The sequence below is a fragment of the Catellatospora vulcania genome, from assembly GCF_009720385.1.
Lineage (GTDB): Bacteria > Actinomycetota > Actinomycetes > Mycobacteriales > Micromonosporaceae > Catellatospora > Catellatospora vulcania.
On the sequence record NZ_WARX01000025.1, the window covers coordinates 1 to 23,615 of the forward strand.

21 protein-coding genes, 2 tRNA genes and 1 pseudogene are annotated in these 23,615 nt (G+C 70.4%); 10 read left to right on the forward strand and 14 right to left on the reverse strand.

What is annotated here, in order from left to right; translation table 11 throughout:
* Positions 1-37: 37 nt before the first annotated feature.
* The 3 genes from F6W97_RS34495 to F6W97_RS34505 all read right to left on the reverse strand — a co-directional run bounded on the left by F6W97_RS34495 (position 38) and on the right by F6W97_RS34505 (position 2,534).
* Positions 38-409 carry a hypothetical protein gene (locus F6W97_RS34495; protein WP_155374769.1) on the reverse strand — a complete coding sequence of 124 codons (372 nt, stop codon included), beginning with the start codon at positions 407-409 and terminating at the stop codon, positions 38-40.
* 120 nt (positions 410-529) lie between these two features.
* On the reverse strand, positions 530-1,321 hold the full coding sequence (locus F6W97_RS34500) for a class I SAM-dependent methyltransferase (protein ID WP_230687224.1): 792 nt from the start codon (positions 1,319-1,321) through the stop codon (positions 530-532).
* Positions 1,322-1,349: 28 nt separating this feature from the next.
* A complete protein-coding gene (locus F6W97_RS34505; RefSeq protein WP_196279454.1) occupies positions 1,350-2,534 on the reverse strand; it encodes a branched-chain amino acid ABC transporter substrate-binding protein in 1,185 nt (394 codons plus the stop codon).
* Between the two features lie 226 nt (positions 2,535-2,760).
* Here F6W97_RS34505 and F6W97_RS34510 point away from each other — a divergent pair, with 226 nt between their 5' ends.
* On the forward strand, positions 2,761-4,749 hold the full coding sequence (locus F6W97_RS34510; RefSeq protein WP_196279455.1) for a putative bifunctional diguanylate cyclase/phosphodiesterase: 1,989 nt from the start codon (positions 2,761-2,763) through the stop codon (positions 4,747-4,749).
* 47 nt (positions 4,750-4,796) lie between these two features.
* On the opposite strand, the gene F6W97_RS34515 is transcribed toward F6W97_RS34510, so the two are convergent.
* Positions 4,797-7,244, reverse strand: coding sequence for a glycosyl hydrolase family 28-related protein (locus F6W97_RS34515; RefSeq protein ID WP_155374772.1), 2,448 nt, complete (start codon positions 7,242-7,244; stop codon positions 4,797-4,799).
* Positions 7,245-7,669: 425 nt separating this feature from the next.
* Between F6W97_RS34515 and F6W97_RS34520 the strand changes: the two genes are divergently transcribed.
* The 5 genes from F6W97_RS34520 (at position 7,670) to F6W97_RS34540 (ending at position 12,954) form a co-directional block, all read left to right on the forward strand.
* Positions 7,670-8,512, forward strand: a complete 843-nt coding sequence (locus F6W97_RS34520; protein WP_155374773.1) for an alpha/beta fold hydrolase — start codon at positions 7,670-7,672, stop codon at positions 8,510-8,512.
* Positions 8,513-8,551: 39 nt separating this feature from the next.
* Positions 8,552-9,736: a glycoside hydrolase family 3 N-terminal domain-containing protein gene (locus F6W97_RS34525; RefSeq protein ID WP_230687225.1), complete on the forward strand. Its 1,185-nt coding sequence runs from the start codon at positions 8,552-8,554 to the stop codon at positions 9,734-9,736.
* Between the two features lie 13 nt (positions 9,737-9,749).
* Entirely contained in the window at positions 9,750-10,949 is a 1,200-nt protein-coding gene (locus tag F6W97_RS34530) for a serine hydrolase domain-containing protein (RefSeq protein WP_230687226.1), read from the forward strand.
* 244 nt (positions 10,950-11,193) lie between these two features.
* The gene (locus tag F6W97_RS34535; RefSeq protein WP_155374774.1) at positions 11,194-12,141 is read left to right on the forward strand and encodes a hypothetical protein; all 948 of its coding nucleotides are present in this window, start codon (positions 11,194-11,196) and stop codon (positions 12,139-12,141) included.
* A gap of 237 nt (positions 12,142-12,378) precedes the next feature.
* Positions 12,379-12,954, forward strand: a complete 576-nt coding sequence (locus F6W97_RS34540) for a dienelactone hydrolase family protein (RefSeq protein ID WP_155374775.1) — start codon at positions 12,379-12,381, stop codon at positions 12,952-12,954.
* Positions 12,955-12,964: 10 nt separating this feature from the next.
* Here F6W97_RS34540 and F6W97_RS34545 read toward each other — a convergent pair whose 3' ends face one another.
* The 6 genes from F6W97_RS34545 to F6W97_RS34570 form a co-directional block, all read right to left on the reverse strand.
* A complete protein-coding gene (locus tag F6W97_RS34545; RefSeq protein ID WP_155374776.1) occupies positions 12,965-13,618 on the reverse strand; it encodes a response regulator in 654 nt (217 codons plus the stop codon).
* Entirely contained in the window at positions 13,615-14,769 is a 1,155-nt protein-coding gene (locus tag F6W97_RS34550) for a sensor histidine kinase (RefSeq protein ID WP_155374777.1), read from the reverse strand. Before F6W97_RS34550 ends, F6W97_RS34545 begins: the two co-directional genes overlap by 4 nt.
* 25 nt (positions 14,770-14,794) lie before the next feature.
* The gene (locus F6W97_RS34555) at positions 14,795-14,974 is read right to left on the reverse strand and encodes a hypothetical protein (protein WP_155374778.1); all 180 of its coding nucleotides are present in this window, start codon (positions 14,972-14,974) and stop codon (positions 14,795-14,797) included.
* A 117-nt stretch (positions 14,975-15,091) separates the two neighbouring features.
* Entirely contained in the window at positions 15,092-16,207 is a 1,116-nt protein-coding gene (locus F6W97_RS34560; RefSeq protein WP_155374779.1) for a MerR family transcriptional regulator, read from the reverse strand.
* Positions 16,208-16,571: 364 nt separating this feature from the next.
* Positions 16,572-17,144 (reverse strand): Fic/DOC family protein, encoded by a 573-nt coding sequence (locus F6W97_RS34565; RefSeq protein WP_230687227.1) that lies wholly within the window; start codon positions 17,142-17,144, stop codon positions 16,572-16,574.
* Positions 17,141-17,458 carry an antitoxin VbhA family protein gene (locus F6W97_RS34570; RefSeq protein WP_155374781.1) on the reverse strand — a complete coding sequence of 106 codons (318 nt, stop codon included), beginning with the start codon at positions 17,456-17,458 and terminating at the stop codon, positions 17,141-17,143. The genes F6W97_RS34565 and F6W97_RS34570 overlap by 4 nt, the downstream gene beginning before the upstream one ends.
* A gap of 450 nt (positions 17,459-17,908) precedes the next feature.
* Between F6W97_RS34570 and F6W97_RS34575 the strand changes: the two genes are divergently transcribed.
* Complete coding sequence (locus F6W97_RS34575; RefSeq protein ID WP_230687228.1) at positions 17,909-18,490, forward strand: hypothetical protein; 582 nt, start codon at positions 17,909-17,911, stop codon at positions 18,488-18,490.
* Positions 18,487-19,173, forward strand: a complete 687-nt coding sequence (locus F6W97_RS34580; RefSeq protein ID WP_155374782.1) for a hypothetical protein — start codon at positions 18,487-18,489, stop codon at positions 19,171-19,173. The genes F6W97_RS34575 and F6W97_RS34580 overlap by 4 nt, the downstream gene beginning before the upstream one ends.
* A gap of 197 nt (positions 19,174-19,370) precedes the next feature.
* Here the strand turns inward: F6W97_RS34580 and F6W97_RS34585 are convergent.
* Positions 19,371-19,444, reverse strand: a tRNA-Ile gene (locus F6W97_RS34585).
* A gap of 153 nt (positions 19,445-19,597) precedes the next feature.
* Here F6W97_RS34585 and F6W97_RS34590 point away from each other — a divergent pair.
* Positions 19,598-20,413, forward strand: a complete 816-nt coding sequence (locus F6W97_RS34590; protein ID WP_196279456.1) for a serine/threonine protein kinase — start codon at positions 19,598-19,600, stop codon at positions 20,411-20,413.
* A gap of 61 nt (positions 20,414-20,474) precedes the next feature.
* On the opposite strand, the gene F6W97_RS34595 is transcribed toward F6W97_RS34590, so the two are convergent.
* Both F6W97_RS34595 and F6W97_RS34600 read right to left on the reverse strand, forming a co-directional pair.
* The gene (locus F6W97_RS34595) at positions 20,475-21,929 is read right to left on the reverse strand and encodes a hypothetical protein (protein WP_155374783.1); all 1,455 of its coding nucleotides are present in this window, start codon (positions 21,927-21,929) and stop codon (positions 20,475-20,477) included.
* Positions 21,930-22,101: 172 nt separating this feature from the next.
* Positions 22,102-22,177 (reverse strand) — tRNA-Asn (locus tag F6W97_RS34600).
* Between the two features lie 168 nt (positions 22,178-22,345).
* Between F6W97_RS34600 and F6W97_RS34605 the strand changes: the two are divergent.
* A pseudogene (locus tag F6W97_RS34605) lies at positions 22,346-22,543 on the forward strand (hypothetical protein); the annotation flags it as partial.
* Between the two features lie 25 nt (positions 22,544-22,568).
* Here the strand turns inward: F6W97_RS34605 and F6W97_RS34610 are convergent.
* On the reverse strand, positions 22,569-23,498 hold the full coding sequence (locus F6W97_RS34610; protein WP_155374785.1) for a hypothetical protein: 930 nt from the start codon (positions 23,496-23,498) through the stop codon (positions 22,569-22,571).
* Positions 23,499-23,615 lie beyond the last annotated feature (117 nt).

The window sequence follows — 23,615 nt, forward strand, 5'->3', positions numbered from 1 at the left end:
GGACACGGCCCGCCCGCCCGGTGCGGCGCTGCTGCGGTCAGTGGGACCGCTTCGACTTGCGGCCCAGCCACCACACGACGGTGACCACCGCCGCGCCGATGAGCCAGGGACGCGGGTTGCGACGGACACTGTCCATCGCGTCGCGGCCCATGGACTCCCACTCCTGCGAGCTGGACGGCACCCGGTCGGCCAGGTCGTGGACGACCTCGCCGGCCCTGTCCTTCGCCAGCACCGCCGTCGCAGCGACCTGGTCCTTGACCTCACCGGCGTGTGTCGCGACGGTGCGGCCCGACTCGGCCAGGGTGTGCCCGACCTCGCCGGCCTGCGCGGCGACCGCGCGGCCCGACTCGGCCAGGGTCGCCTTGAGCTGCTCCGCCGAAGCGGCGACTCCGTTGCTGTTTCTAGCCATTGAGCTGCCCTCCTCATTCGCGCCGAGCACGCCTTAAGGGAACCGGCGGCCCGTTGCGACCCGGATACCCGCTCGGCAGGGCGCTAACCGCCGTCCGGAGGGGACATTCCGGCAGGGCGGTCAGCGCGGGCGTACGCCGCTGACCGCCCAGGCCCGCGCGGGCAGCACGATGGACCCGTCCGCGGCGACGACCAGTCCCTCCCGTAGCCGGTCGCGCAGCACTTCGCGGTCTTCGGCGGACAGGGTGGCGAGGTAGCCGGGGGCCGGCCCCTGCCCGCCGAGGAACGGCGTCCAGAGGTCGTCGAAGCCGGTGAACACGGCGACCGTCTCGATCGGCCGCACCGCCACGTCGCGCAGGCCCGCGCCGGTCCACAGGTCCCGCAGCGGTTCGGGCCGGCACAGCGGGAAGCGGCGGCCCTCGTCGAGCTCCGCGGCGGCGGGATCGAGCGCGACGGCCGCGGTCCAGAAGTGCCGCAGCATCGCCATGCCCTCGGCGTAGTCCCAGACGTAGGCCGCGACGGCGCCGCCCGGCGCGGCGGCGCGCACGCACTCGGCGACCGCCCGCTCGGGGCCGGGCACGAAGTTGAGCGCCAAGCCGCTGACCACCGCGTCGAAGGAGCCGTCGGGCACCGGCAGGGAACGGGCGTCGCCGCTGTAGAAGGTCACCCGCGGATCGGTGACGCGGGCCCGCGCGTGCGCCAGGAAACCCTCGGCGGGGTCCACCCCCGTCACCCGGGACGGCTCCGCCCGGGCGAGCACGGCGGCGGTCAGCGCACCGGTGCCGCAGCCCACGTCGAGCCAGCTACGCCCGGACGGCACGGCCAGCAGCCGCACGAACGCGTCCGCGATCCAGGCGCTCCACCGGCCCATGTATACCTCGTACGCGTCGCCGACCGCCCAGACATCCGTCACGGGATCGACGATACGACCGCGCCACGACTCAGCTGACTTTGCGAACCAGCGTGAACGCGCCGTCCTTGATCTGCAGCAGGACGAAGGTGGGATTCGGCTGGGTGCCGTTGGCGGCGAACTGCGCCGGCCCCGAGAGCAGCTCGATGTCGCCGGGTTTGGTGTCGGCGATCGCCTTGCGTACCGCCTCGTGGTCGGTCGTCCCCGCGCGCTCGATGGCGTTGGCCGCCAGCCGGACGGCGTCGTAGCCCTGCATGGTGAACGGCCCCGGCTCGTGGCCGTAGGAAGCCCGGTACTTCTCGGCCCACGCCGCGGCCTTGGGCTCGAACTGTGCCAGCGGCAGGGTGATGCCGTAGACGCCCTCGGCCTGCTTGTCGTCGAGCACGTCGAACAGGGTCGGGTCGGTGCCCGCGTCGGACAGCATGATCGTGCCGGTGTAACCGCCGTCGCGCAGGTCGCGGATCATGCGGCCGGCCTCGGGGTAGTACCCGGTGAAGAAGACCAGGTCGGCGTCGACCTCCTTGACCTTGTCCAGCACCCGGGGGTAGCTGGTCGCGCCCTGGCTGACCCGCATCTGCCCGGCCAGGGTCAGCGGGCCGCCCTTCTTCTGCACGCTGGCGACGGCCGCGGCGGCCACGGTCTGCGGGAAGCTGGTGCCGTCGTCGATCACCAGCAGGCGGCGGCGGCCGAGCTTCTCCATCGCGTCGACGGCCTTCTCGGCTTCGAGCGTGGTGGTGCCGGCCAGCAGGAAGACGCTGTCGTAGCCGGGTGCCAGCAGATCGGTCGAGTTGGCCGCCGGAATGATCATCGGGATGCCGGCGGTCCGGAAGACCTTGAGCGTCGGCACCGCGGCCACGCTGCATCCGCCGCCGACGGAGACGGTGATGTCCCGCCCGGTCATCTCGTTCGCCTTCACCACGGCCGTGCCGGGGTCGCAGGCGTCGTCGCTCACGACCAGCTCGACCTTTTTGCCGAGCACCCCGCCAGCGTCGTTGACGTCCTTCACGGCGATCTGGTACGCCTCCGCCAGGCGCTGCCCGGTGGGCGCGTTGTCGCCGGTCAGCGGGACGAGCGCGCCGAGTCGTACGACATCGGGCGTGGAGTCCGTTTCCTCTGGCTGGCTGCAGGCGGCCACGCCGCCGATCAGCAGGGTGGCCAGGAGGGCGACCGCCGTACGCAGCCGGTGCGGCATTCGCGGTCCGTGGAGGATGTCCATATCGTGAATTATTATCAGAGTTCGCGGGATAAGCCGGAATTGCCGCGTGGAAGATCGCGTTGACCCACCGGACAAGGCCCGAACAGAGCGGCCACCCGGCCACTCGGAGGAGGACCCCCGAAAAATGCGTTGGCCGTCTTGGAGGCGGGCCGTCGAACGGCTCGGCAGGCGGGGCACGACCGCACGCCGAGCCGACCCGGTGCTGCGGCCGCGCCGCAGCCTCGGCATGACCGCAGCGCTCGCCGCGGTGCTCTGCGGGCTGGGCGCGTTCACGCTGTGGGGCACGCTGCAGGCCACCCGGGCCACCGAGGTGCAGAGCCAGGCGCTCGTGCTCGACGCCATCTTCAGCGAGGCCAGCGCCGCCGTCGCGGTGCAGGAGATGCAGGCCCGCCACTACCAGCTCGAACCGTCGGTGGCCAGCCGCGCCCGTTACCTGGAGTCGGCCGCGCAGGCCGACGCCACGCTGCGCCGGGCGGTGGAGCTGAGCACCGGGCCGGCACTGGAGGACGCGCTGCGACTGCAGGCCGAGCAGTCGGCGTACCGGCAGGCCGCGGATGAGCTGATCATCATGGTCACCGACCGCAACCCCGACGCCGTCCAGCAGGACCGGCTGGAGGTGACCCCTGCGTACTACACACTCCAGCACGACATCACCGAGGTAGCCCGAAACCACCACACCCAGGCCCAGAAGCTGGTCGCCGACCTGCGCAAGGTGCAGACCCGTATGTTCGCCGCGACGATCGTCGGGTTCGCCGTCGGGCTGGGGCTGGTCGCCGCGATCTGGCGGGTCATGCTCGGCTACCAGCGCCGCGTGCTCCAGCACGCCGAGGTCAGCCAGTACCAGGCGCTGCACGACCCGCTCACCGGGCTGGCCAACCGCCTGCTGTTCCAGCGCAGGCTGGAGGACGCCCTGGACCCGGCCCGGCCCGACGCCGAACAGCTCGCCGTGATGCTGATCGACATGAACGGGTTCAAAGCCGTCAACGACACCCTCGGCCACCAGGCCGGCGACGACGTGCTGGTGGAGACCGGGCACCGGCTGCGCAAGGTGGTCCGCGAGGGCGACACCGTGGCCCGGCTCGGCGGCGACGAGTTCGCCGTGCTGCTGCCCAGCGTCACCTCCGCCGACGGGGCCGTCGAGATCGCCGAGCGGGCCACCGGCGCGCTGCGCCGCAACTACCTGCTGCCTGCCGGCTCCGCGGCCGTCAGCGGCAGCGTGGGCATGGTGCTGGGCCGTCCCGGCACTTCCGCCGAGGACATGCTGCGCCACGCCGACGCCGCCATGTACCGGGCCAAGACCAGCGGCAAGGGCGTCGCCCTGTACGACCCCGAGATCGACACCGACCAGCCCGGCCGGATGGCGCTGTTCGGCGACCTGCGGGCGCTGCTCACCGACGGCGACCCGGACGGCCAGCTGGTGCTCTACTACCAGCCGCAGGTGCGCCTCGCCGACGCGACCGTCAGCGCCACCGAGGCACTGGTGCGCTGGCGGCACCCGCAGCTCGGGCTGCTGTCGCCCGGCGCGTTCCTGGGCGTCGCGGAGACCGGCGGGCTGGAGATCCCGCTCACCTACCACCTGCTCCGGATCGCCGTGAAGCAGGCCGCGCACTGGTGCGCTCAGGGCCGCCCGATGACCGTCTCCGTCAACGTGTCGCCGAACTGCCTGCTCGACGACGCCTTCGTCGGCCAGGTGCGTTCCGCGCTGGCCGAGCACGGGCTGCCGGCGACGCTGCTGCGGCTGGAGATCACCGAGAGCGGCATGACCACCGACCCGGGCCGGGCGCAGGACGCGCTGCGGCGGGTACGCCGCGACGGCGTGCAGGTCTCGATCGACGACTTCGGCACCGGCTTCAGCTCGCTGAGCCAGCTCAAACTGCTCGCCGCGGACGAACTGAAGATCGACCGGACCTTCATCCACGACCTGGCCACCGACCCCGGCGACGCCATCCTGGTGCGCAGCGCCATCGACCTGGCGCACAACCTCGGCCTGTTCGTGACCGCCGAGGGCGTGGAGGATCTCACCGCGCTGGCCATCCTCGACGGCCTGGGCTGCGACCAGGTGCAGGGCTTCGCGCTGGCCTACCCGGTGCCGGCGGACGCCCTCATGGCGGAGATCCGCAAGGCGCAGGACACGGCCCGCACCACGCTCAAACCCGCCACCCGCCGCGGCGGCGCCACCGTGCAGACGCAGACCGCGGCGGCTCTCAACCCGTGACCGCCGCGCCCGCCGCGCCGGCGGGCACGGCGGACGCGGCGTCGCGGTCAGTGCGCGTAGACCTCGAACTCCGAGATCTGCGCCGCCGGCCAGCCGTTGTTGGCCGTGAACGTCAGGGTCAGCTCCCGGGCCGTGACGGCCGGGAAGGTGATCGTGACGACGTTGCCGGTCTCCGGCGCGAACAGGTACTCGGCCGCGTCGACCAGCGGGGCGCCGTCGGCCGACACGGCGATGGTCTGCCAGCGGCCGCCCCAGTTGGCCGGCAGCTTCAGCACGATCCGGCTCGCCGACACCTGGTGGCCCAGGTCCAGCGTGACGGTCTGCGGGAAGGCGCCGTTGAGGCTCTCGAAGTACGTCGAGGCGTCGCCGTCGACCAGGTTCGGCGGCGCGATCCACCAGCCCGCCTGCGAGCTGGACGTGATGTCGCGGCCCAGGGCCAGGTTGCCGTCGGGGTCGAACCCGATGCCCTTCAGGCCCACCACGTACGGACCGGCGGGCGAACTGCTGTGGACGGTCAGCAGGCCCGCATAGTTGCCCGAGGTCTCCGGCGCGAACCGCACCTGCAGCGTGCAGGTCGCCCCGACGGCGATCACGGCGCAGCCGCTGTCCACGGTGTACCCGCGCGGCGGCACGACCGCGTCGACGGTGATCGGCTTCGGGCCGGGGTTGGTGATGGCGACGGGCTGCACGGCCTGCGTGCCGATCGGCTGGAAGCCGTACTCGACCCCGGTGGCCTGCGCGATCTCCAGCTGCCCGGCCGGCGCGAAGCCGCACCGGGTGCCGTTCCAGCCGAGGTTGCCCGCACCGCGGGTCACCGTGAAGCCGCTGGCGCAGTCGTGCACGCCCGTGTCGCCCAGCCCGAACGCGACGACCTTCGTGAACGAGGCCGCACCCGGCGCCTGCAGCTGCAGGGCGACCGTGCCCGCCCCGGCGACGGTCACCCGCTCCACGGACACGTTCGTGATGGCCTTGCCGAAGAACTGCATGCCCGCGTACGAGCTGTCCAGCAGCGTGGTGTCGCGGACCTGGACCGTCCCGGTCAGCGGGGCGTCGGCGGCCCAGAACCACAGCGCGGCGATCTGCGTCGGCTCGTTGGGCACCAGGCTGCCGGTGCGCACCAGCAGGTTGCCGCTGATGACGGTGGTGCCGGCGAGCGGGTTCGCGCCGAACCGGTTGCCCACGTGCACGCCGCCGCCCTGGGTGACGGTGTCGGCGGCGACGTTGTCGCTGACCGTGTTGTCCCTGCCGCCGTACACCGCGAAGGCGTTGGCCAGCAGCGGCACCGAGACCGTGTTGCGGGTGAAGATGTTGCCGGTGTCGGCGTTGGACGCCGACCACATGGCCATGCCGTCGTCGCCGGTGTTGCGTACGAACAGGTTGGTCACCGTGCTGTGGCTGACCCCGTTGTGCAGGTTGAGGCCGTCGGCCCAGACGTTCTTGATCCGGCCGCCGTCGACGGTCAGGCTCTCGGACGGGCCGTCGAACCACATGCCGACCTTGACGTGCTCGACCCAAACGTTCTTGATGGTCGAGCTGCTCAGCGAGCCACCGAAGCCGCTGTCGATGGTGGCGTCGTCGCGGGCCACCGTGTCGCCGAAGACCGCGAAGTCCGACAGGTGCACGTCGGTGCTCGGGTTCGGTGCGGCGTTGCCGAACAGGCCCACGCCCGCGCCGCGCAGCACGGTGTGCCACGGGCCCGCGCCGCGTACCGTCACCCGGTCCACCTGCAGGTGGCGGGTCACGTCGTAGTCGCCCGGCGGGATCCACAGGCCGCGCTGGGCCTCGCGGGCCGCGTCGATCGCCGCCTGCAAGGCGGCGCCGGAGTCGGCCGCGCCGGTCGGGTCGGCCCCGAAGTCGAGCGCGCTCAGGAAGCCCTCGGGCGCGGCCGGGGCGGGGGCGACGACCTCGAAGTCGGCGAGGTCCACGACGGTGGCGGCGCTCGCCTTCAGCCGCACCTTGGCGCCCGTCGGCAGGGTGCGGCCGAAGGTGGTGCGCACGTCGTCGAAGTAGTGGTGCTGACCGCGGTCGGCCGGGTCGTTGGTGTACGGGTAGTTGCCGTACACGTGCGAGTACTTCGAGGTCAGCGCGAGCTGCCCGGCCGCCTTGCCGTTCGCGGTCACGGCCAGCGAGCCGCTCGTGCCGTCCGGCACGGAGTAGCGCACGTCGACCGCGTTGGCGGGCTTGGCCAGGGTGAACTCGACCCACTCACCGGCGTCGAGGGCGACCGCGCGGCGGCCGGACGCCTCCGCGGCGAGCTGTGTGAACGCGCGGGTCGCGGCGAGCACGCGGCCATCGGTGCGGGCGTGCTCGGCCTCGTACTCGGTGAAGGGCACGGCCGCGCCGCGCGCGCCGTACAGGGCGGGCAGCGGCAGGGCGGTGCCGGGCAGGGTGGGCACGGTCGGCAGGGCCGGACCGGCGACGGCTGCCGTCGGTCCGGCCAGCACACCGGCCGCGGCGAACGTCGTCGCGGCCATTAGGGCGGTGCGGAGCTTCATCAATGGCTCCTATCGGGATGATCTGCGCGCATGGGGGCGCGCTCAAGGATTCGGCGGTATGGGGATCGCGGCCGGCACGCGTCGCGGGCGGTGTTCGGCGGCTGTTTCGGACACGTCGCGAACGTGTTCCGAAGATGTCAGCAGATTAGGTCCGCCACCGTCGCCACGTCCAGAGCCGCACGCAAAAATCAAACAAACGTCCAGAGTTCTTTTGCGCGCCCTTACTCACCCGCGTGGAGTCGGGAATCCCCATTAACTAGGGACTTTCGGCTCGTTCGGTAGGCGTGCAAGCTATATCCAGCGGCCGGGTTCCAGGATGTGGCAGGCTGATGACAGCAGAGTTTACGCAAATATATCGACACTTTACGCAAGCTGTTGCACCAGCCGGTCCACACCCGCCCCACCTGGGGGCGGATGATGTCGGGATGGTCGAGATGGTGCGGGCGGACGACGGGCTGACGCTGTGGACCCGTCGCACGGGAGACGGCAGCCCGCTGGTGATGTGCCATGGCGGGCCGGGGCTCTGGGACTACTTCGACGAGCCTGCCGCACTGCTCGCCGGGGACTTCTCCGTCGTGCGGTGGGATCAGCGCGGCTGCGGCCGCTCGCCGTTCGGCGGTCCGTACTCGATGGAACAGAACCTCGCCGACCTGCACGCGGTCGTCCGCAGCACCGGCCCGGCGCCGGTCGCCGTGCTCGGCCACTCCTGGGGCGGCCTGCTGGCGCTGCGCTACGCCCTGGCCCACCCCGACCACGTCAGCCACCTGGTGTACGTGTCCGGCGTCGGCGTGGACCCGGCCGCCACCTGGAAGGCCGACTACCGCGCGGGCCTGGCCGCCCGGCTCGTCCCGTACCAGGCCAGGTACGACGAGCTCAACGGCCGCGAGCGCAGCCCCGAGGAAGACCGCGAGCTGGCGGTGCTGCAGTGGACCGCTGACTTCGCGGACCCCGCGACGGCGCTCGAACTGGCCGAGCGGGCGGCGACGCCGTTCCTGGGCGTCAACCTCGCCTACCACGCCGCGATGAGCCGGCAGACCGCCGCGTACGTCGACTCGGGCACGGCGCTGGCCGCCGCCGCGACCGTGCGCGCGCCCGTGCTGATCATCGACGGGGAGCACGACATCCGCCCGCGCCGCAGCGTGGACTCGCTGGCCCGCGCGCTGCCGCAGGTCACCAGGATCAGCCTGGACGCCGGGCACCTGCCCTGGGCCGAGCAGCCCGCCGCCTTCGCCGCGGCGGTCCGCGACTTCGTCCACGACCGCCGATAACGGGCTTGAGCAGGCACGCAGCTCAGTAACGTGGACGGGGTGACAGGCGACGGAATCACCCGCCGCGGGCTGCTCGCCGGCGCCGGGGCGGCCGCGGTCGCCGCGGGTCTCGGGGCTTGTGCGAAGCGGCCTGACCCGGCGGCCCCCGCGGTCGTGGCCAGCACGCCCGTGCCCACGGCGAGTCCGGCGCTGGACGAGGCCGCACTGCGCAAGAAGATCGCCCGGATGATGATCGTCGGCTTCCGCGGCGCGCAGGTGGGCCCCGACGACTGGATCATGAAGGATATCGGCGAACGCGGGCTCGGCGGCGTCATCCTGTTCGACCGCGACCAGCTCACCGGCGAAAGCCGCAATATCAACTCCCCGCCGCAGGTCACCGCACTGATCAAGACACTGGTCGCGGCGGCCCCGCACGGCCTGATCGTCTCCATCGACCAGGAAGGCGGCAAGATCGCGCGACTCGGGCCGCAGAACGGCTTTCCGGCCACGAAGTCGCAGGCCGAGATCGGTGCGGTCAACTCGCCCGCGGCCACCCGTGCCTGGGCCGGAGGCATGGCGCAGACCCTGGTCCAGATCGGGGTCAACTTCAACTTCGCCCCGGTCGCCGACCTCGCCGTGAACCCGCAGAACCCGGCGATCGCCCTGCTCGGCCGTAGTTTCTCCGCGAATCCCGACGTCGTGGTGTCCTGCGCGACCGACACCATCGACACCTACCGCAAGGCGAACGTGCGCACCTCGATCAAGCACTTCCCCGGGCTCGGCAGCGCCACCGGCAACACCGACTTCGAAGCCGTCGACGTCACCGACACCTGGACCCGGGCCGAGATCGTCCCGTTCCAGCGCCTGATCCAGTCCGGCACCGCCGACACGGTGATGGTCACCCACTTCCTGAACCGCAAGCTCGACCCCGACCGGCCGGTGTCGCTGTCCCACGCCGTCGTCACCGACCTGCTCCGCGGGCAGCTGGGCTGGGACGGCGTGGTGGTCACCGACGACATGCAGGCGGTCGCGATCACCAGCCGGTACGCCCGGGACGAGGCGACGACGTACGCCCTGCAGGCCGGGGTGGACCAGCTCGTCTTCTGCAACCAGGCGGTCTACGACCCGGCGATCGTCACCGAGACCGTCGAACACGTGCTCGGCCTGGTCCGCGCCGGAAAGGTCCCCGCGGCGCAGATCGACAAGTCCGTCGCCCGCATCGACGCCCTGTGGCCACCCAGTTGAGCAGGTGAATCCGGTGCCGAAGACCCTGCTGGCTGTCGCCCTCACCGCCTTGCTGGCCCTGCCGGGGACGGCCGCGTGCAGCACGCCGGCAGCCCAGGCGACACCCGCGCCCTCCCCCGGCGTCACCGCGACCGACCTGACCGCGCGACTGGACGGGGCAGTGCAGCAGGTGATGCGCGAGCTCGCCATCCCCGGCGCGATCGTCGCCGTCTCCGTTCCGGGCGTGGTCGACTACACCGGGGCGTTCGGGGTCGGCGACAAGGCCACCGGCACGCCGATGAGCCTCGACGACCACATGCGGATCGGCAGCGTCACCAAGACCTTCACCGGCACCGCGATACTGCAGCTCGTCGAGCAGGGACGCATCGCGCTGACCGACCCGATCGCGAAGTACGTCGACGGTGTGCCCTCCGGCGACGACATCACGCTGCGGATGCTCGGCGACATGCACAGCGGGCTCTACTCGTTCGAGCAGGACCCGGAGTTCGTCACCACGGTCCTCAACGAGCTGCCGAAGGGTCCCGACGCCGGCGCGGTCACCCCGCGGCAGCTGATCGAGATCACCGCCCGCCACCCGCTGAACTTCGCCCCGGGCAGCCGCTTCCAGTACGCCAACATCAACCTCGTGCTGCTCGGCATGGTGGTGGAGAAGGTCACCGGGCAGCCGCTGGCCGAGTACTTCCAGCAGCACATCTTCGACCCGCTGCGGCTGACGCAGACGAGCTGCCCGTCCTCGGGGGAACTGCCCGTGCCGTACGCGCACGGCTACACCACCACCCCGGACGGCAGGGAGGTGGACGCCTCGCTGTGGAACCCGGTGTGGGCGGGCGCTGCCGGGGCGATGGTGTCCACGGTCGCTGATCTGAAGACCTGGGCGTTGGCGCTGGCCAAAGGCACGCTGCTCGCTCCGCAGGTCCAGCGGGAGCGGCTGGAACAGGTGGACAGGACCGGGCTGGGCGCGCTGTACCGCTTCGCGATCTTCGACCTCAACGGCTGGTGGGGCCACAACGGCAGCATCCCCGGCTACACCACGGTGATGGTGGCCATCCCGGAACGCAACGCCAGCCTGGTGGTGCTGGCCAATACCGACATCCCTGACCAGCACGCCGCCGGGCGCATCGCGCAGGTCGTCACGCAGCTCGTCACCCCGGACAACGTCTACCACTTGGTCTCCCCGGCGCCACCGCCCACGCCCATGCCGAGCGGCAGGTGAGCGCGGGCCGCACGCGCGTCACAGCGGCACCGCCTGGTTCCGTTCGCGGTCAACGTCACGTCGAGCCGCCCATCCCGCACGGTGGCCGATGAACCGCGTCCACTTCATGCCCGGTACCCACGCGCGTCACCTGGCGGAGCCCACCAGCCGGACGGATCAGTGACAGTCGGCGGCGTTCAGGCGGCCTGCCGCTCTACCGTCTGGGCACGGCGGGAGCATCCCGCCCCTAGGTGAGGGGGCAGGAATGAGAACAGTGCCGGGCCGCCGGGCGGCAACGGTGGTGGTCGCGACACTGGCCGTGCTGGTGGCCGCGTCCCCGGTGGGCGGGGCGCCCCCACCCCCTGGCCCGGGTGGCGACCCGAACAACCCCGGAATCGTCTACCGGACCGTTTACAGCAGGCCCGGTTCGGCCAGTGTGGTGGAGTTCTCCGTGGCGTGCCCCGATGACACCCGTCCCTTCGGCGGTGGCGTGGACCTCATCGGCGCGACCACGCAGGTGATCGTTCACCGTGCGGAGCCTGTTCACAACGCCACCGACAACGCGTTCTTCGTCAAGGCGGTCGAACGGGCCTACCTGACCGGAAATGACTACCCGGGCACCTGGCAGGTGAGGGCCATGGTGGCGTGTGGCCCGATCCTGCCGAATCTGACCTACCTCCGCGCCAACACGTTCACCGACAGCGACACCACCAAGGAAGCGTCCGTGGTGTGCCCGGCCGGCCTGACCCGGGTCGGGATGGGCATGTCGATCAACACCAGCTCACGGGCCGTACGCGTCGACCAGTTGGGCTTCGACACCGCACCCGACACCATGCACAGATCGGTGCGCGTGATCGCCAGTGAGCTACCCGCGGGCACCCCTGCCGGCTGGAGCGCGACCGCCGCGATCGTCTGCGCGACGCAGCCGCCCAACCTGACGTTCGGCGCCCAGGTGCACTACTCGAATGCGCTCAGCAATGATTCGGCGGAGCCATGTGACTGGCATGCGGAGCACGCCTTCTATCCCACCGCAGTCGGGGGCGGCACACAGAACGACCCGGGCCAGGTGAATCTCCAGTGGTACTTCGACGACCTCGACTCCTATTTCGGGGAGGGCACGGACCCCCGATTCGCCAAACAGGAACACTACGCGGAGAGCTCGGCGACGGAGATCGATGAGGTGCTCAGCTTCATCTGCATGGGGAAGGTCTGACCCCTGTGAGCGCGGGCCGTATGCGCGTCACAGCGCGGTGGCCGGAGTGCAGAACAGGTGCTGCACTCCGGGTGGTGCCGGTCACATCGAGCCACGATTCCGGACGTGGAACGTCCGCAATAGGTTCTATGGTGCCGACGGGCACTCCTCGGGAGGCTGCTCACCATTACGGCGGCAGCCCGCTGCGCGGCATACGCGGGCAGGGCTGCCACCGAACCGACCGACAGGGAGATTCACATGGCCGAGGTACTGCTGTTCCACCACGCACAGGGGCTCACCGAAGGCATCCGCGCCTTCGCCGACCGGCTGCGGCAGGCTGGACACACCGTGCACACGCCGGACTCGTACGACGGCAATGTCTTTCCGACGCTGGACGAGGGCGTGGCCTACGCCCGCCAGGTCGGCTTCGGCGAGATCCAGGAGCGGGGCGTACGGGCCGCCGACGCCCTTCCCGCCGACCTGGTCTACCTGGGTTTCTCGCTCGGCGTGCTGCCCGCCCAGCGGCTGGCGCAGACCCGGGCCGGGGCCCGTGGCGCAGTGCTGCTCGAATCGTGCGTGCCGCCGTCGGAGTTCGGCGGTCCCTGGCCGGCGGACGTCCCGGTGCAGGTCCACGGCATGGACGCGGACCCGTTCTTCGCCGGCGAGGGCGACATCGACGCAGCCCGTGCGCTGGTCAAGGAGGCCACCGACGGTGAGCTGTTCGTGTACCCGGGCGACCGGCACCTGTTCACCGACAGCTCGCTGCCGACCTACGACGCGGCCGCGGCCGCGCTCGTCACCGAGCGGGTGGTCGGCTTCCTGAGCCGACGGTGAACGTCGGCGGTCACCACTCGGTGAGGCCCTGGCGGTAGGCGTACCTGGTGACATCGGCACGGTCGCGCGCGCCGATCTTGGCGAAGGCGTTGTTGACATGCGTCTTGACGGTGCTCTCGCCGATGAACAGCGTCGTGGCGATGTCACGGTTGCTCATGCCCCGCGCCATCAACCGCAGGACCTCCACCTCGCGCGGGGTGAGCCGGTCCGGGTTGTGCCACCCGGAGGCGGTCGGCCGCAGACCGCTGACGATGCGCTGCGAGACCTCGGGATCGAACGTCGCCTGCCCCTGCGCGGTCGCCCGCAGTGCGGCGGCGATCTGGTCCCGGCTCGCGTTCTTGGTGAGGTAGCTGCGTGCTCCGGCCCGCAGCGCCGCCCGGATGGAGTCGTCGTCGGCATAGGTGGTCAGCACGATGACGGCCACGTCCGGGTGCCGGATGGTGATCTGCCTGGTCGCCTCGATGCCGTCGGTGCCGGGCATGCGCAGGTCCATCAGGGCGATGTCGGCCGGCACGACGTCCAGCAGGGCGAGGACCTGACCACCATCGCCCGCGTCGCCGACGACCTGCACACCGTCGATGAGCCCGAGCAGCGCGACCAGGCCCTCCCGCACGATCTGCTGATCGTCGGCGACCACCACCCGGATCGGGTCGTCGTCGCTCATCCGGGCACCTCCGCGGTCACCTGCCAGCCGTCGGCGTCCGCACCCGCCGCGAACGTCCCACCGGCCAGCGCGACACGTTCGGCCATTCCGGTCAGACCGTAGCCGCGCGGGCCGCCCGCGTCCGCCGGGTGGCCGTCGGCCGCGTTGCGCACCGACAGCCGGACGCGGTCGGCCAGGTAGGCGACGGCCATCGTCACGGCGGTGCCGGGGGCATGCCTGGCGGCATTGGTCAGCGCCTCCCGGGCCGTACGGATCAGGGACACCGCGGCGTCGGCGGCGATCGGACGGGGGGTGCCCTCGACGGTGACCCGCACCGGGTTCGCGCCGCCGGCGGCGTGCTCGGTGACGAGCCGCCCCAGCGCCTCGGGCAGCGGCGGCACGTCGTCGCGCAGCGCCGCCACCGCATGGCGCGCCTCGGTCAGTCCCTCGACCGCGAGTCGGCGCGCCCGCCGCACCCGCGGCAGCGCGGCGTCGACGTCGCGCCGCTCGCTCAACAGCACGTCGGCGACCTCGAGCTGGATGGCGAGCGACCCCAGCGCGTGCGCCAGGATGTCGTGCAGCTCGCGCGCGATCCGGGCGCGCTCGTCCAGGGCCGCCGCGCGGGCATGCTCGCGACGCGCGTGCTCCTCGCGCTCCAGCAGAGACTGCGCATGCTCGGCCTTGACCCGGTAGTCGCGGCGGACCAGCGCGAGCACCACGACGATCAGGATCACGAACGCGTCCGCGGCGAGTTCCGCCGGCGGTATGCCGTGGGCCGGCAGTCCCAGGGCGGCCGAACCCAGCGCCAGACCGGTGACCGCCATGATCGCGCCAAGCCCGGGACGAGGGTGAGTGGCCAACCCGGTCAGCGCCACACACACCATGATCACGCCGGTGCCGTCGTCGGTGACGGCGACGATCTGCGCGGCGATCACCGCGGAGATCGCGAGAGCCGGCAGCGCGACGGCCGGCCGGCGGCGCTCGACCGCCAGGAACACGAGCCAACCCGCGACTGCGGAGGCCATCGTCGCCCAGACAACGGCCGTCGGCGTGGGACGTGCGGTCAGCGGAGCCGCCACCATCATGACCGTTCCGATGATCCGCTCGACGCCCCATCCCGGCGGCCGGTAGGCCACCCGGAACGGGAGACGGGCGGGCCGTGACGTGTCCATGAGGCGGCGGCTCCGATATGTACGGTCAGTGGCGCAGGTCGGCAATCAACTCAACCACAAGCAGCCGGTATCCCACGAACACCAGCAGCGCGAGCAGGCCCACCGCCGCCAACCCCAGGATCGACTTTCCGCTCATACGCGCGCCCTCCTTCGCCACGAACCTGCGCATCAACTCGCTGAACAGGTCCTTCTCTCGGTCTCTCATCGACAGAAGGCTAGGGATTCAGGCTTCCGGCGAGGACCTCCCAGGGGTGGAGAACGCGGTGGAGATCCGGCGGCCGCCGGTCGGAGCCACCATCAGGTCGTCGCCGTGCCAGGCAGGTCAAGCGATGAGCAGGCGGAGGCCGAGATCTGCCGCATCGAGGTCGGCGAGGTCTCGGTTGCGCTCGGCCCACCGGCCGGAGGTGAGATCCTCGTCGAGGTTTCGCACCGCCCGCCGCTCGGCCTCCGGCCCGACCGTCGTCCATATCGACATCGCCCGGCGCACGTGATGCTCCAGATACGCCCCCGGCCGGCGCCAGTAGGCCTCGAACAGGCCGTCGCCGCAGTCCCACGGAATGGGGACCGGCTCCACGCGGGCGCCGATCGCGTCGGCCATCCCGGCAAGCGACGGGAACTCTGCGAGGACCGTGCCGAATTCGGGTAGGTAGTCCCGAGTCAACCAGAACCGGTCCTGCCATCCGGGCTCGTCGGTGTCGAACGTGAGCACCACCACGCGGCGCGCCACGCGCCGCATCTCGCGCAGCCCGGCCATCGGATCCCCCCAGTGGTGCACGGTGGAGACGGCCATGGCGGCATCGAAGGACTGGTCCTCGAACGGCAGGCTCTCCGCAACGGCTGCCACGCACGGAGCCGCGTTCGCGGGACGCTGCGCCCGCATGACCGCCGACGGCTCCACCGCGGTCACATCTCGATCAGAAGGCTCGTAGGAGCCCGTGCCCGCTCCGACGTTCAGCACTGTCCGGGCGTCTCCGAGCGCGTCCCAGATCTGCGCGGCGATCCGCGGCTCGGTACGCCGCGTCGCGGTGTAGGCACCGCCGATCGCGTCGTACAGCCTCGCACCGAGCATCCCCAGTTGCTCTTCCGGTGTCACCGTCAGTCCCTTCGCTCGTGCCTCGATCTCCCTGTCGATGGCCGCGACCATGGCATCAGCGCGATCGCGCCGCTCCAGCAGCAGGCCGCGCAGTCGAAACAGGTGCGCGACCGGGTCGGTGGCCGGGTCGCCGGTCAAGTCCGCGACCTCCCGAAGCCCGAATCCCAGCCGACGGTAGGCCAGCACCTCGCGCAGCCGCTCCACGTCGCCCGCCGAATAGGCCCGATAACCGGCCGCGGTGCGTGCCGACGGCTGCACGAGCCCGATCTCGTCATAGTGATGCAGCGTGCGGACGCTCACGCCGCCCAGCTCGGCAACGCGTCCTACGGTCCAGTGCTCTTCCACCGATCGACTATGCGGCCTGACGCCGCGTGAGGGTCAAACGCATCACTGCCGGCAGCAACAGCCGGCGAGACGTCCTGATGGAGATCCTCCGCTCGCGCCACTCCGTTTCGCGGCCGGAGTCGGCAAGCGAGCAAAACGAAAGCCCAGCTCACGAACCAGCCGGGCTTCCATCGGTCGGATATATCCGATCTGCGGGTGGGGCGGCGCGGCAGAATGCGAAATCCGTGCTGGCCGTCGCGGGTGATCCGCTGCCGGTACAGGTAGCCAGGTCGCGGCGGACGCCTGGCACCCCAGGCGGGGGCCGATGACCTGTGTCCACGGTCATAAATCGACCGTCACCGAGCACTGCGGTGCGCCGAGAACGTCAACGAGCTATCAAGCCGTCGAGGAGACGGCGAAGCGGGTTGTTGTCGCCGCGAAGCGATGCCATCGATGCGCCCTCGTTGGCGTCCGGGTGGAGATCCGACCAGTCGACGGGCCAGCCCGCTTCACGGCTGAGCTGACGAAAGAAGGCACGCTGCGCCCGGCCGTTGCCTTCACGGAACGGGTGGATCGCATTGACTTCGGCGAAGTAGTGCGTCAACCGGTCAAGGAAGCCCTCGCGCGGCAGCCCGCGCAGGTGACGCTCCTTCGCCAGGCCGCCGAACACCTCTGCCGAGTACGCCTCGATGTGCTGCGGCAGGCAGAACGGGTCGGATCGGGCGATACCCACCGCTCTGATCTCACCGGCCCACGGATAGAGGTCGCCGAAGATCTCCTGGTGGAAGGACTGCAAGTGAGTCAGGTCGTAGCCGCCAGGCAGCGTCCGCGTGCCGAGGTCCGCCAACGCAGCCAACGTCAGACCCGCCTCCACCTCACGCAGTCGCCCGGGGTCGGAAATGCCGAGCCGATTACGCAATACCCCGCTGTCGGGATCCACGTACGGATCGACGGTCACGATGCGCCGTACAGCTGCCGAACGAGCTCGCGCATCCGCGCAGTGCTGATCTCACCACGCGCCCAACGTTCGGTGATGGCGTCAACATCGGGGCCGACGGTGAGACCTTCGGCCCGCACCGAGGCTGCTGCCTGCGCCAGCGACCGAGTTCGCTCAGCAGTGAGTTCGTCGAACACCTCGACCGGAACCATGACCGCCTCGGTCTTGCGATGTGAACCCACACCCACCGGGGTACGGTCACCCTTGCGGAACCGTTCCAGGACGCTGGGCAACTGCTCACGCGCCTCACGCACCGACAACGTCTCGATCAACATCTCTTTAGTGTACCCGATTGTGTACACATTTTAGAATGCGCATGGAATGTATCGCTTGCGGCGAGGACCTACCGATCAAGCACATGCCTGGCACCACGCCAAGCGCCTAGCCGAACAGACCCGTCGCGCCGCAGAGGACGAGCTGTTTCGCATTCAAGATCAAAGTGGGGCGGGCGCGGCAGAACGGGAAATCGTTCTGGCAGTCGTCATTCGCTATCGATACAGGCAGCCAGGTCGCTGCGACGCCAGGCACGCCGGATGGGGGCCGACGACACGCCGACTCGGATCTCCGGCAAAGCGTCGTCGATAAACGGCGACCGCGGGGAGATCACATCGGAAGGTCCCGGGCCGAACCGGTTCGCCGCGCTCGGAGGGCTCTGGCGGCCCAGTGACCGCTAGCACCATTCGGCTCAACAATCGAGCCTGACGTCCGCTATGGTGCCTTGTCGGATGTGGCGCCACGACGAACATCACCCAATTCTGGGTATGGCAGGCCAGTACTGCGCGATGGACGCGGAGAGAGACCTCACGATGGACGCACCAGACCTGGCCCGGGTAGACCAGACCCTGCGGCAGTTGTGTGTCGACCATGAGCTGAGCTGGGTGGTTCAAGCCGTGGATGCTGCCGTTACCGAGGGCTTCGCCGAGTCGGTGACCGAAGGCAGCAGTAACCACAGCCGGCGCCGCGGTACAAATGCGTTCGGGTTCGGGATGCGGCCGGACGAACGGAGCCGGATCGAGCCTGAGATCGTGCAGCGGCAGTACACGGAGGAGGAGCGAGTACTGCTGACCATCGATGCAATGCTCGCAATCTATCGCGATCTTCCCGATATCCGCGCGGAGACGCTTAGCGTGCTCACCAATGGTTTCCAGGGTCGAGTCGCCATCCCCGAACAGATCATCACGGCTCTTGATGAGGACGACGAGGAGGCCGTCATCCACTGGCAACCGGAGTCGGCTGACGAGGTGCAGAACAGACAACGGGTTGTCAGCGCGCTGATGGCCCTACGACGAGCTGTGGTGCCAGGATGACAGATCCCATTGGTGACCTACTCACCGAACTCGCAGACGCGATGCAGGGCGCGACGACACGCTTCACCCGAGCCGATGAGGCGGATCGGGTCTACGAAGGCTATCTGTTCGCACAGGTGATCGCGGCAGCCGCCGAGTGCGGCGGGAGGGTGACCTACGAGGACTGCTACGAGAAAGAGGTACAGGTCCTGGTGTTCCGTGGCGCGCCAGGCGTCATCCACGCACGGCGTCGACCCTTCACACACGCAGTGCTGTACTTCGGTGCCGCTCGCCCGGTCGAAGTTCATCTGCGGGTGAAGGTCCAGTGGAAGAACTTCGACGGCGAGTCAGACGTGTTGATCATCGATACGAAGGCGGCCAGAGACAGCAGAGACAAGCAACAACTGCCGAAACCTACCGGCTGCGTGCTAACGATCGAGGGCAAGTACTACCCGCTTGGCGTGCCGCGCGACGAGGCGTTGAAGTACGTCGGGATGCGGCGAAGCTTCCCGTCCTCGATGGCAAGCCTGTTCGTGACGAACGCGTTCTCGCCCCACGCGAACAAGTGCCTCAGCCATGCCAAGGGCTTGCCGTTCGAATTCGGCGCAGTGCCGGGAACCCGTTTCCAAACTTACGCTCGCGCACACATACGTGAGGCGTTCAAGAGCTGGGCGGCTGACTTCGACTTCGGCTACCGCATCTAACGTCGGGTTGTCACAGATCACCGAAGCTCGCTTGCAACCGCTCTGGCGTTCGCAACGAGAGGTTGTCGACCCGGAACTTCGCTTCCACGAGCCGTCACCCGCCCGGGGAACGAGACTCGTGATCCGCAGACAGAACCTGGTCGAACAGGTCCGTTGCAGCACCCAGGGCACAGGTCGTTTCACACTCAAGATCAAAGTGGGGCGGGCGGGACTCGAACCCGCGACCGAGGGATTATGAGTCCCCTGCTCTAACCTGCTGAGCTACCGCCCCGCGCCGGATCATCCCGGCGCGCATAGCGTAGCGAATCTGCCCCGCTGCTTACACGCCCGATATCAGTGCGACACTCCTGGCCGGTCGGCCATACCTGGCGGACGCGGCCGATATCCGGTCGCACCGGCACGCCCGGTCCCCTACCGTCGCGGCATGCCGAGTCTGCTGACCCCGATCCCCGTCGGCTTCGATCTGGCGCGGTGGCTCGACGCCCTGGGCACCCGCTTCGCGGCCTTCGCGCAGCAGGGCTCCGGCTGTGTCTCGTACGGGGTGGCCACCCCCGCCGGGCGGCGCTTCGTGAAGACCTTCCGGCGCGAGAGCGAAGGGTTGCTGCGCCGCGCCCTGACGGTGCACGCGGCCGTGGCGCACGAGGCGATCGCCGCGCCGCTGGCCGTGTACCACCTGCGCTCGGGCGAGCACGCGCTGGTGTACCCGTGGCTGGACGGCGGGGTGCTGTACCCGGCGGATCCGCGCGGGGCCGCGGTGCGCACGGACCCGGACGGGGCGATGGCCCGTTTCCGCGCGCTGCCGACCGCCCGGGTCGAGGCGGCGCTGGACGCGGTGCTGGACGCGCACGTCGCGGTGGCGGCGGCCGGCTTCGTCGCGGTGGACTTCTACGACGGCTGCCTGCTGTACGACTTCGCCGCGTCCCGGATGCACGTCGTCGACGTGGACGAGTACCGGCCGGGGCCGTTCACGCTGGACGCGGACCGGCTGCCCGGCTCGACCCGGTTCATGGCCCCGGAGGAGTTCCGCCGCGGGGCGGTGATCGACGAGCGGACGACGGTGTTCAACCTCGGCCGGATGCTGCGGCTGCTGCTGGACGGTGGCGACGTCGAGGCCGCCTGGCGCGGCACGGAGCGCCAACTCGCCGTGATCACCAGGGGGACCGATCCGCACCCCGGGCACCGCCACGCCACGGTCGGTGAACTCGCCACCGCCTGGCGGGCCGCGACCACACCGCGCTGACCTGCCCGTACACGCCACTGGTGGGCCCGGCAACCGCCGGGCCCACCAGTGTGGTCAAGCCTTACGGCCGGGGCTTGGGGCCGTACGGCGTCTTCTTCCGCACGACAACCTGCTCGGCCGGGTCGCCGCAGTCGGTGCTGACGGCCTCGTTGTCGGAGTCACCGCTGTAGGCGGCCACCCACTGGTAGGTGCCGGGCGTACCGGGCCGGAACGTTCCGGACGGGTAGACGCCGTTGCCGTTGATCGTGACCGTGGAGGTGAAGACCGGGGTCCGCGAGCAGGTCGCGTCGCCCGGCCCGTACAGGCTGAAGGTGATGGTGCCGGTCGGCTCCGCGCCGCCGGCCAGGGTCGCCGTGTCGTAGACCGGCTTGCCCACGAAGGTGTCCCGCGACGCCTCGGTGGTCAGCGTCGGCGTCACCGGGACCGCCCGCACGACGACGCTCTCGTTCTCGTCGTTGCAGGCCGTGGTGGCCTCGGCGTTGTTGGCGTCACCGCCGTAGGCGGCGATCCACCGGTAGGTGCCGGGCGCCGTCGGGGTGATCCCGGCCGAGGTGTACGAGCCGTTCCCGTCCACGGTCACGCCGTCGGTCACCACCGGCTCGCCGCTGCAGTCCGCGTCGTCCGGCCCGTACAGGGTGAACGTGATTTCGCCGGTGGGGTCGTCACCGCCGGTCAGGGTCGCGGTGTCGCTGATCGTGCCGCCCAGGTCCACGTCGGCGGACGCCTGGGTGGAGATCGCCGGCGTCGCCAGGGCGCTGACGACGACGTCCTCGTTCGGGTCGTTGCAGGCGGTACCGGCGATGGTGTTGTTGGCGTCGCCGCTGTAGTCGGCCCGCCAGTGGTAGGTGCCCACCGCCGTCGGCGTGAACGGGTCGGACTGGTACGGGCCGTTGCCGTTGACCGTCTCGGTCGTGGTGAAGACCGGGGCCTCTTCACAGACGACGTCCGGGTACAGGTTGAACGTGATCGTCCCGGTGGGCTGGAAGCCGTTGGTGAGCCGTGCCCGGTCGAACACCGATCCGCCCAGCGGGACGTCGTCCGAGGCCAGCGTCCGCAGCGTCGGCGTAGCCTGGCTGACCACCACGTCCTCGTCTGCCGCGTTGCACAGGCTGGGGGGCACTGTGGTGGTGCCGGTGTACGCGGCGGTCCACCGGTAGGTCCCCGGAGCCGTCGGGACGGTGGTGCCCGACCCGTAGTCGTCGGGGCCGGTCGTCGGTACGGTCGCGGTGAACACCGGAGTGGTCGCGCACGTGGCGTCGTTCGGCCCGTACAGGTTGAAGGTGATCGAGCCGGCCTCTGCTGCTCCGACGCCGGCGAGGGTGGCCGTGTCGAAGACCGAGCCGCCGATGGTGACGTCCGGGGACGCCACGGTGGTCAGTTCCTGCAGTGCCGCCTTGTTCAGGCCTGCGACCGGGGCGGCCGTGGCGGCCGTGGCCGCTCCGGTCACCAGGGCCAGGCTGAGCAGCGCGGTGTGCGCCGCTCGGCGGGTCGTGGGGTTGAGTCGTGCGGTTGTCATACGCAATGCCTCCGCTGCGTGAGATGACCTGTGAGGTGCGAAAACACCGAGACGGAGCATATGACCGTCAACAGCATCAAATGAGGCAAAACCGCCATAAGCGTCTTTTATTCGCATTTTTGAGCGCGAAAGGCACCAAAAAACCCCGGCCCTAGGGCCGGGGTCTTCGTACTGGCTCCCCCACTTGGACTCGAACCAAGAACCTGCCGGTTAACAGCCGGCTGCTCTGCCAATTGAGCTACAGGGGAATGTGCACTTGGCGACCCTGCGGATCTCTCCTCAGCGGCGCGCCTCGACAAGACTACAGGACCCTCCCCCGGGTATGGCAAACGGGTAACCCTGGCCGGTCTGGTGTCGCGGTGTGCCCGCAACAGGCAGGATGGGACGTACTACGCGATCGAGGCTGAGGAGGCACGATGGGGAAGCTGGTGTGGTTCGCCGCAGGGGCGGCCGTCGGGTTCGTGTTCGGCACCCGTGCCGGACGCCAGACCTACGACGACCTGGTGGCGAGCACCCGCAAGGTGATGGAGCACCCCACGGTGCAGGAGGCGGCGGGCCTGGTCCAGGCGCAGGCTTCCAGGCTGTACGACGAGGGCCTGCGCAAGCTGAACCAGCAGGCCTGAGCCCCCTCGCGCAGAGCTAGCCGGCGCGGCCGACTCCCGGCATCGGGCGGTCGGCCGCGCCGTCGAGTCCCACCGCGCTCAGCTCGTCGCGGGCGGCGTCGAGCTCGTCGGTGCCCTCGACCTCGAGGTGGTCGCAGCCGGCGTGCACCCCGCCGAGCACGGCGGCCAGCATCGAGCGGGCCACGGCGGCCAGGTCGGTGCCGTCGGCGTGATGCCCCAGCCGCAGCTTCACCACGGACAGCCGGGCGCGGCGCAGCCGGGTGAGCGCCTGGGCCGGGCTCTCCGCGGCGTGGGCCAGCTGCTCCGCACTCAGGCAGGCGCCGATCCGGGCCGGGTCGGCGCGCTCCAGCAGCCGCACGATGTCCTGCGAGCCGGTGACCAGGGTCTTCGGCGCGGCCTCGACCGCGACCCGGACCAGCCGGCCGGTGTGCCAGGCGATCTCGGTGAGGCCGCCGCTGAGGTCGGCCATCAGCCGGGTCGCCACCTGCCACTCACGTTCGCGCTGCTCGCGCCCGGCCTCGTCGGCCGCGGTGTCGGTATCGGCGTCCGCCTCGTCGCCCGTGGCGGTGAGTGCGGGGAAGGCCGAGCGCGGCAGCGTGGTGGAGATGGAGCCGTGCGCGCTGTCCTCCGGCAGCAGGTCGACCAGCACCCGGGCCAGGTCGAGGGTGTGCAGCCACCACGTACGCCAGCTGCCGTCGGCGGGCGTGACGTCGGGGCCGGTGTCGAGGGTGACCACCTCCAGCCGCCGGGAGGCCAGCTCGTGGCGCAGCCGCTGGCGCAGCCCGAGCGAGGAGGCGAGGGTGGCGGCCAGGATGGGGCCGAGGCGCAGACTCACGCTGAGCACGTCGGCGAACAGGCGCTGGCGCTGCGGAACGACACGGGCGTCGAGCATCTTCAAGAGCGCGCGCACGTCCTTGACGTTCTCGACGGACACGACGGTCGCCACGTGCACAGTCTGTCCGTCGGGATGTCGTAGGCGCATCAGTCACCTCCGCCCGGCGGCGTGTTGCCGAGAACGTACCCGCCTGATCCACATCAGACAAATAGAACTTAACAAATGAGC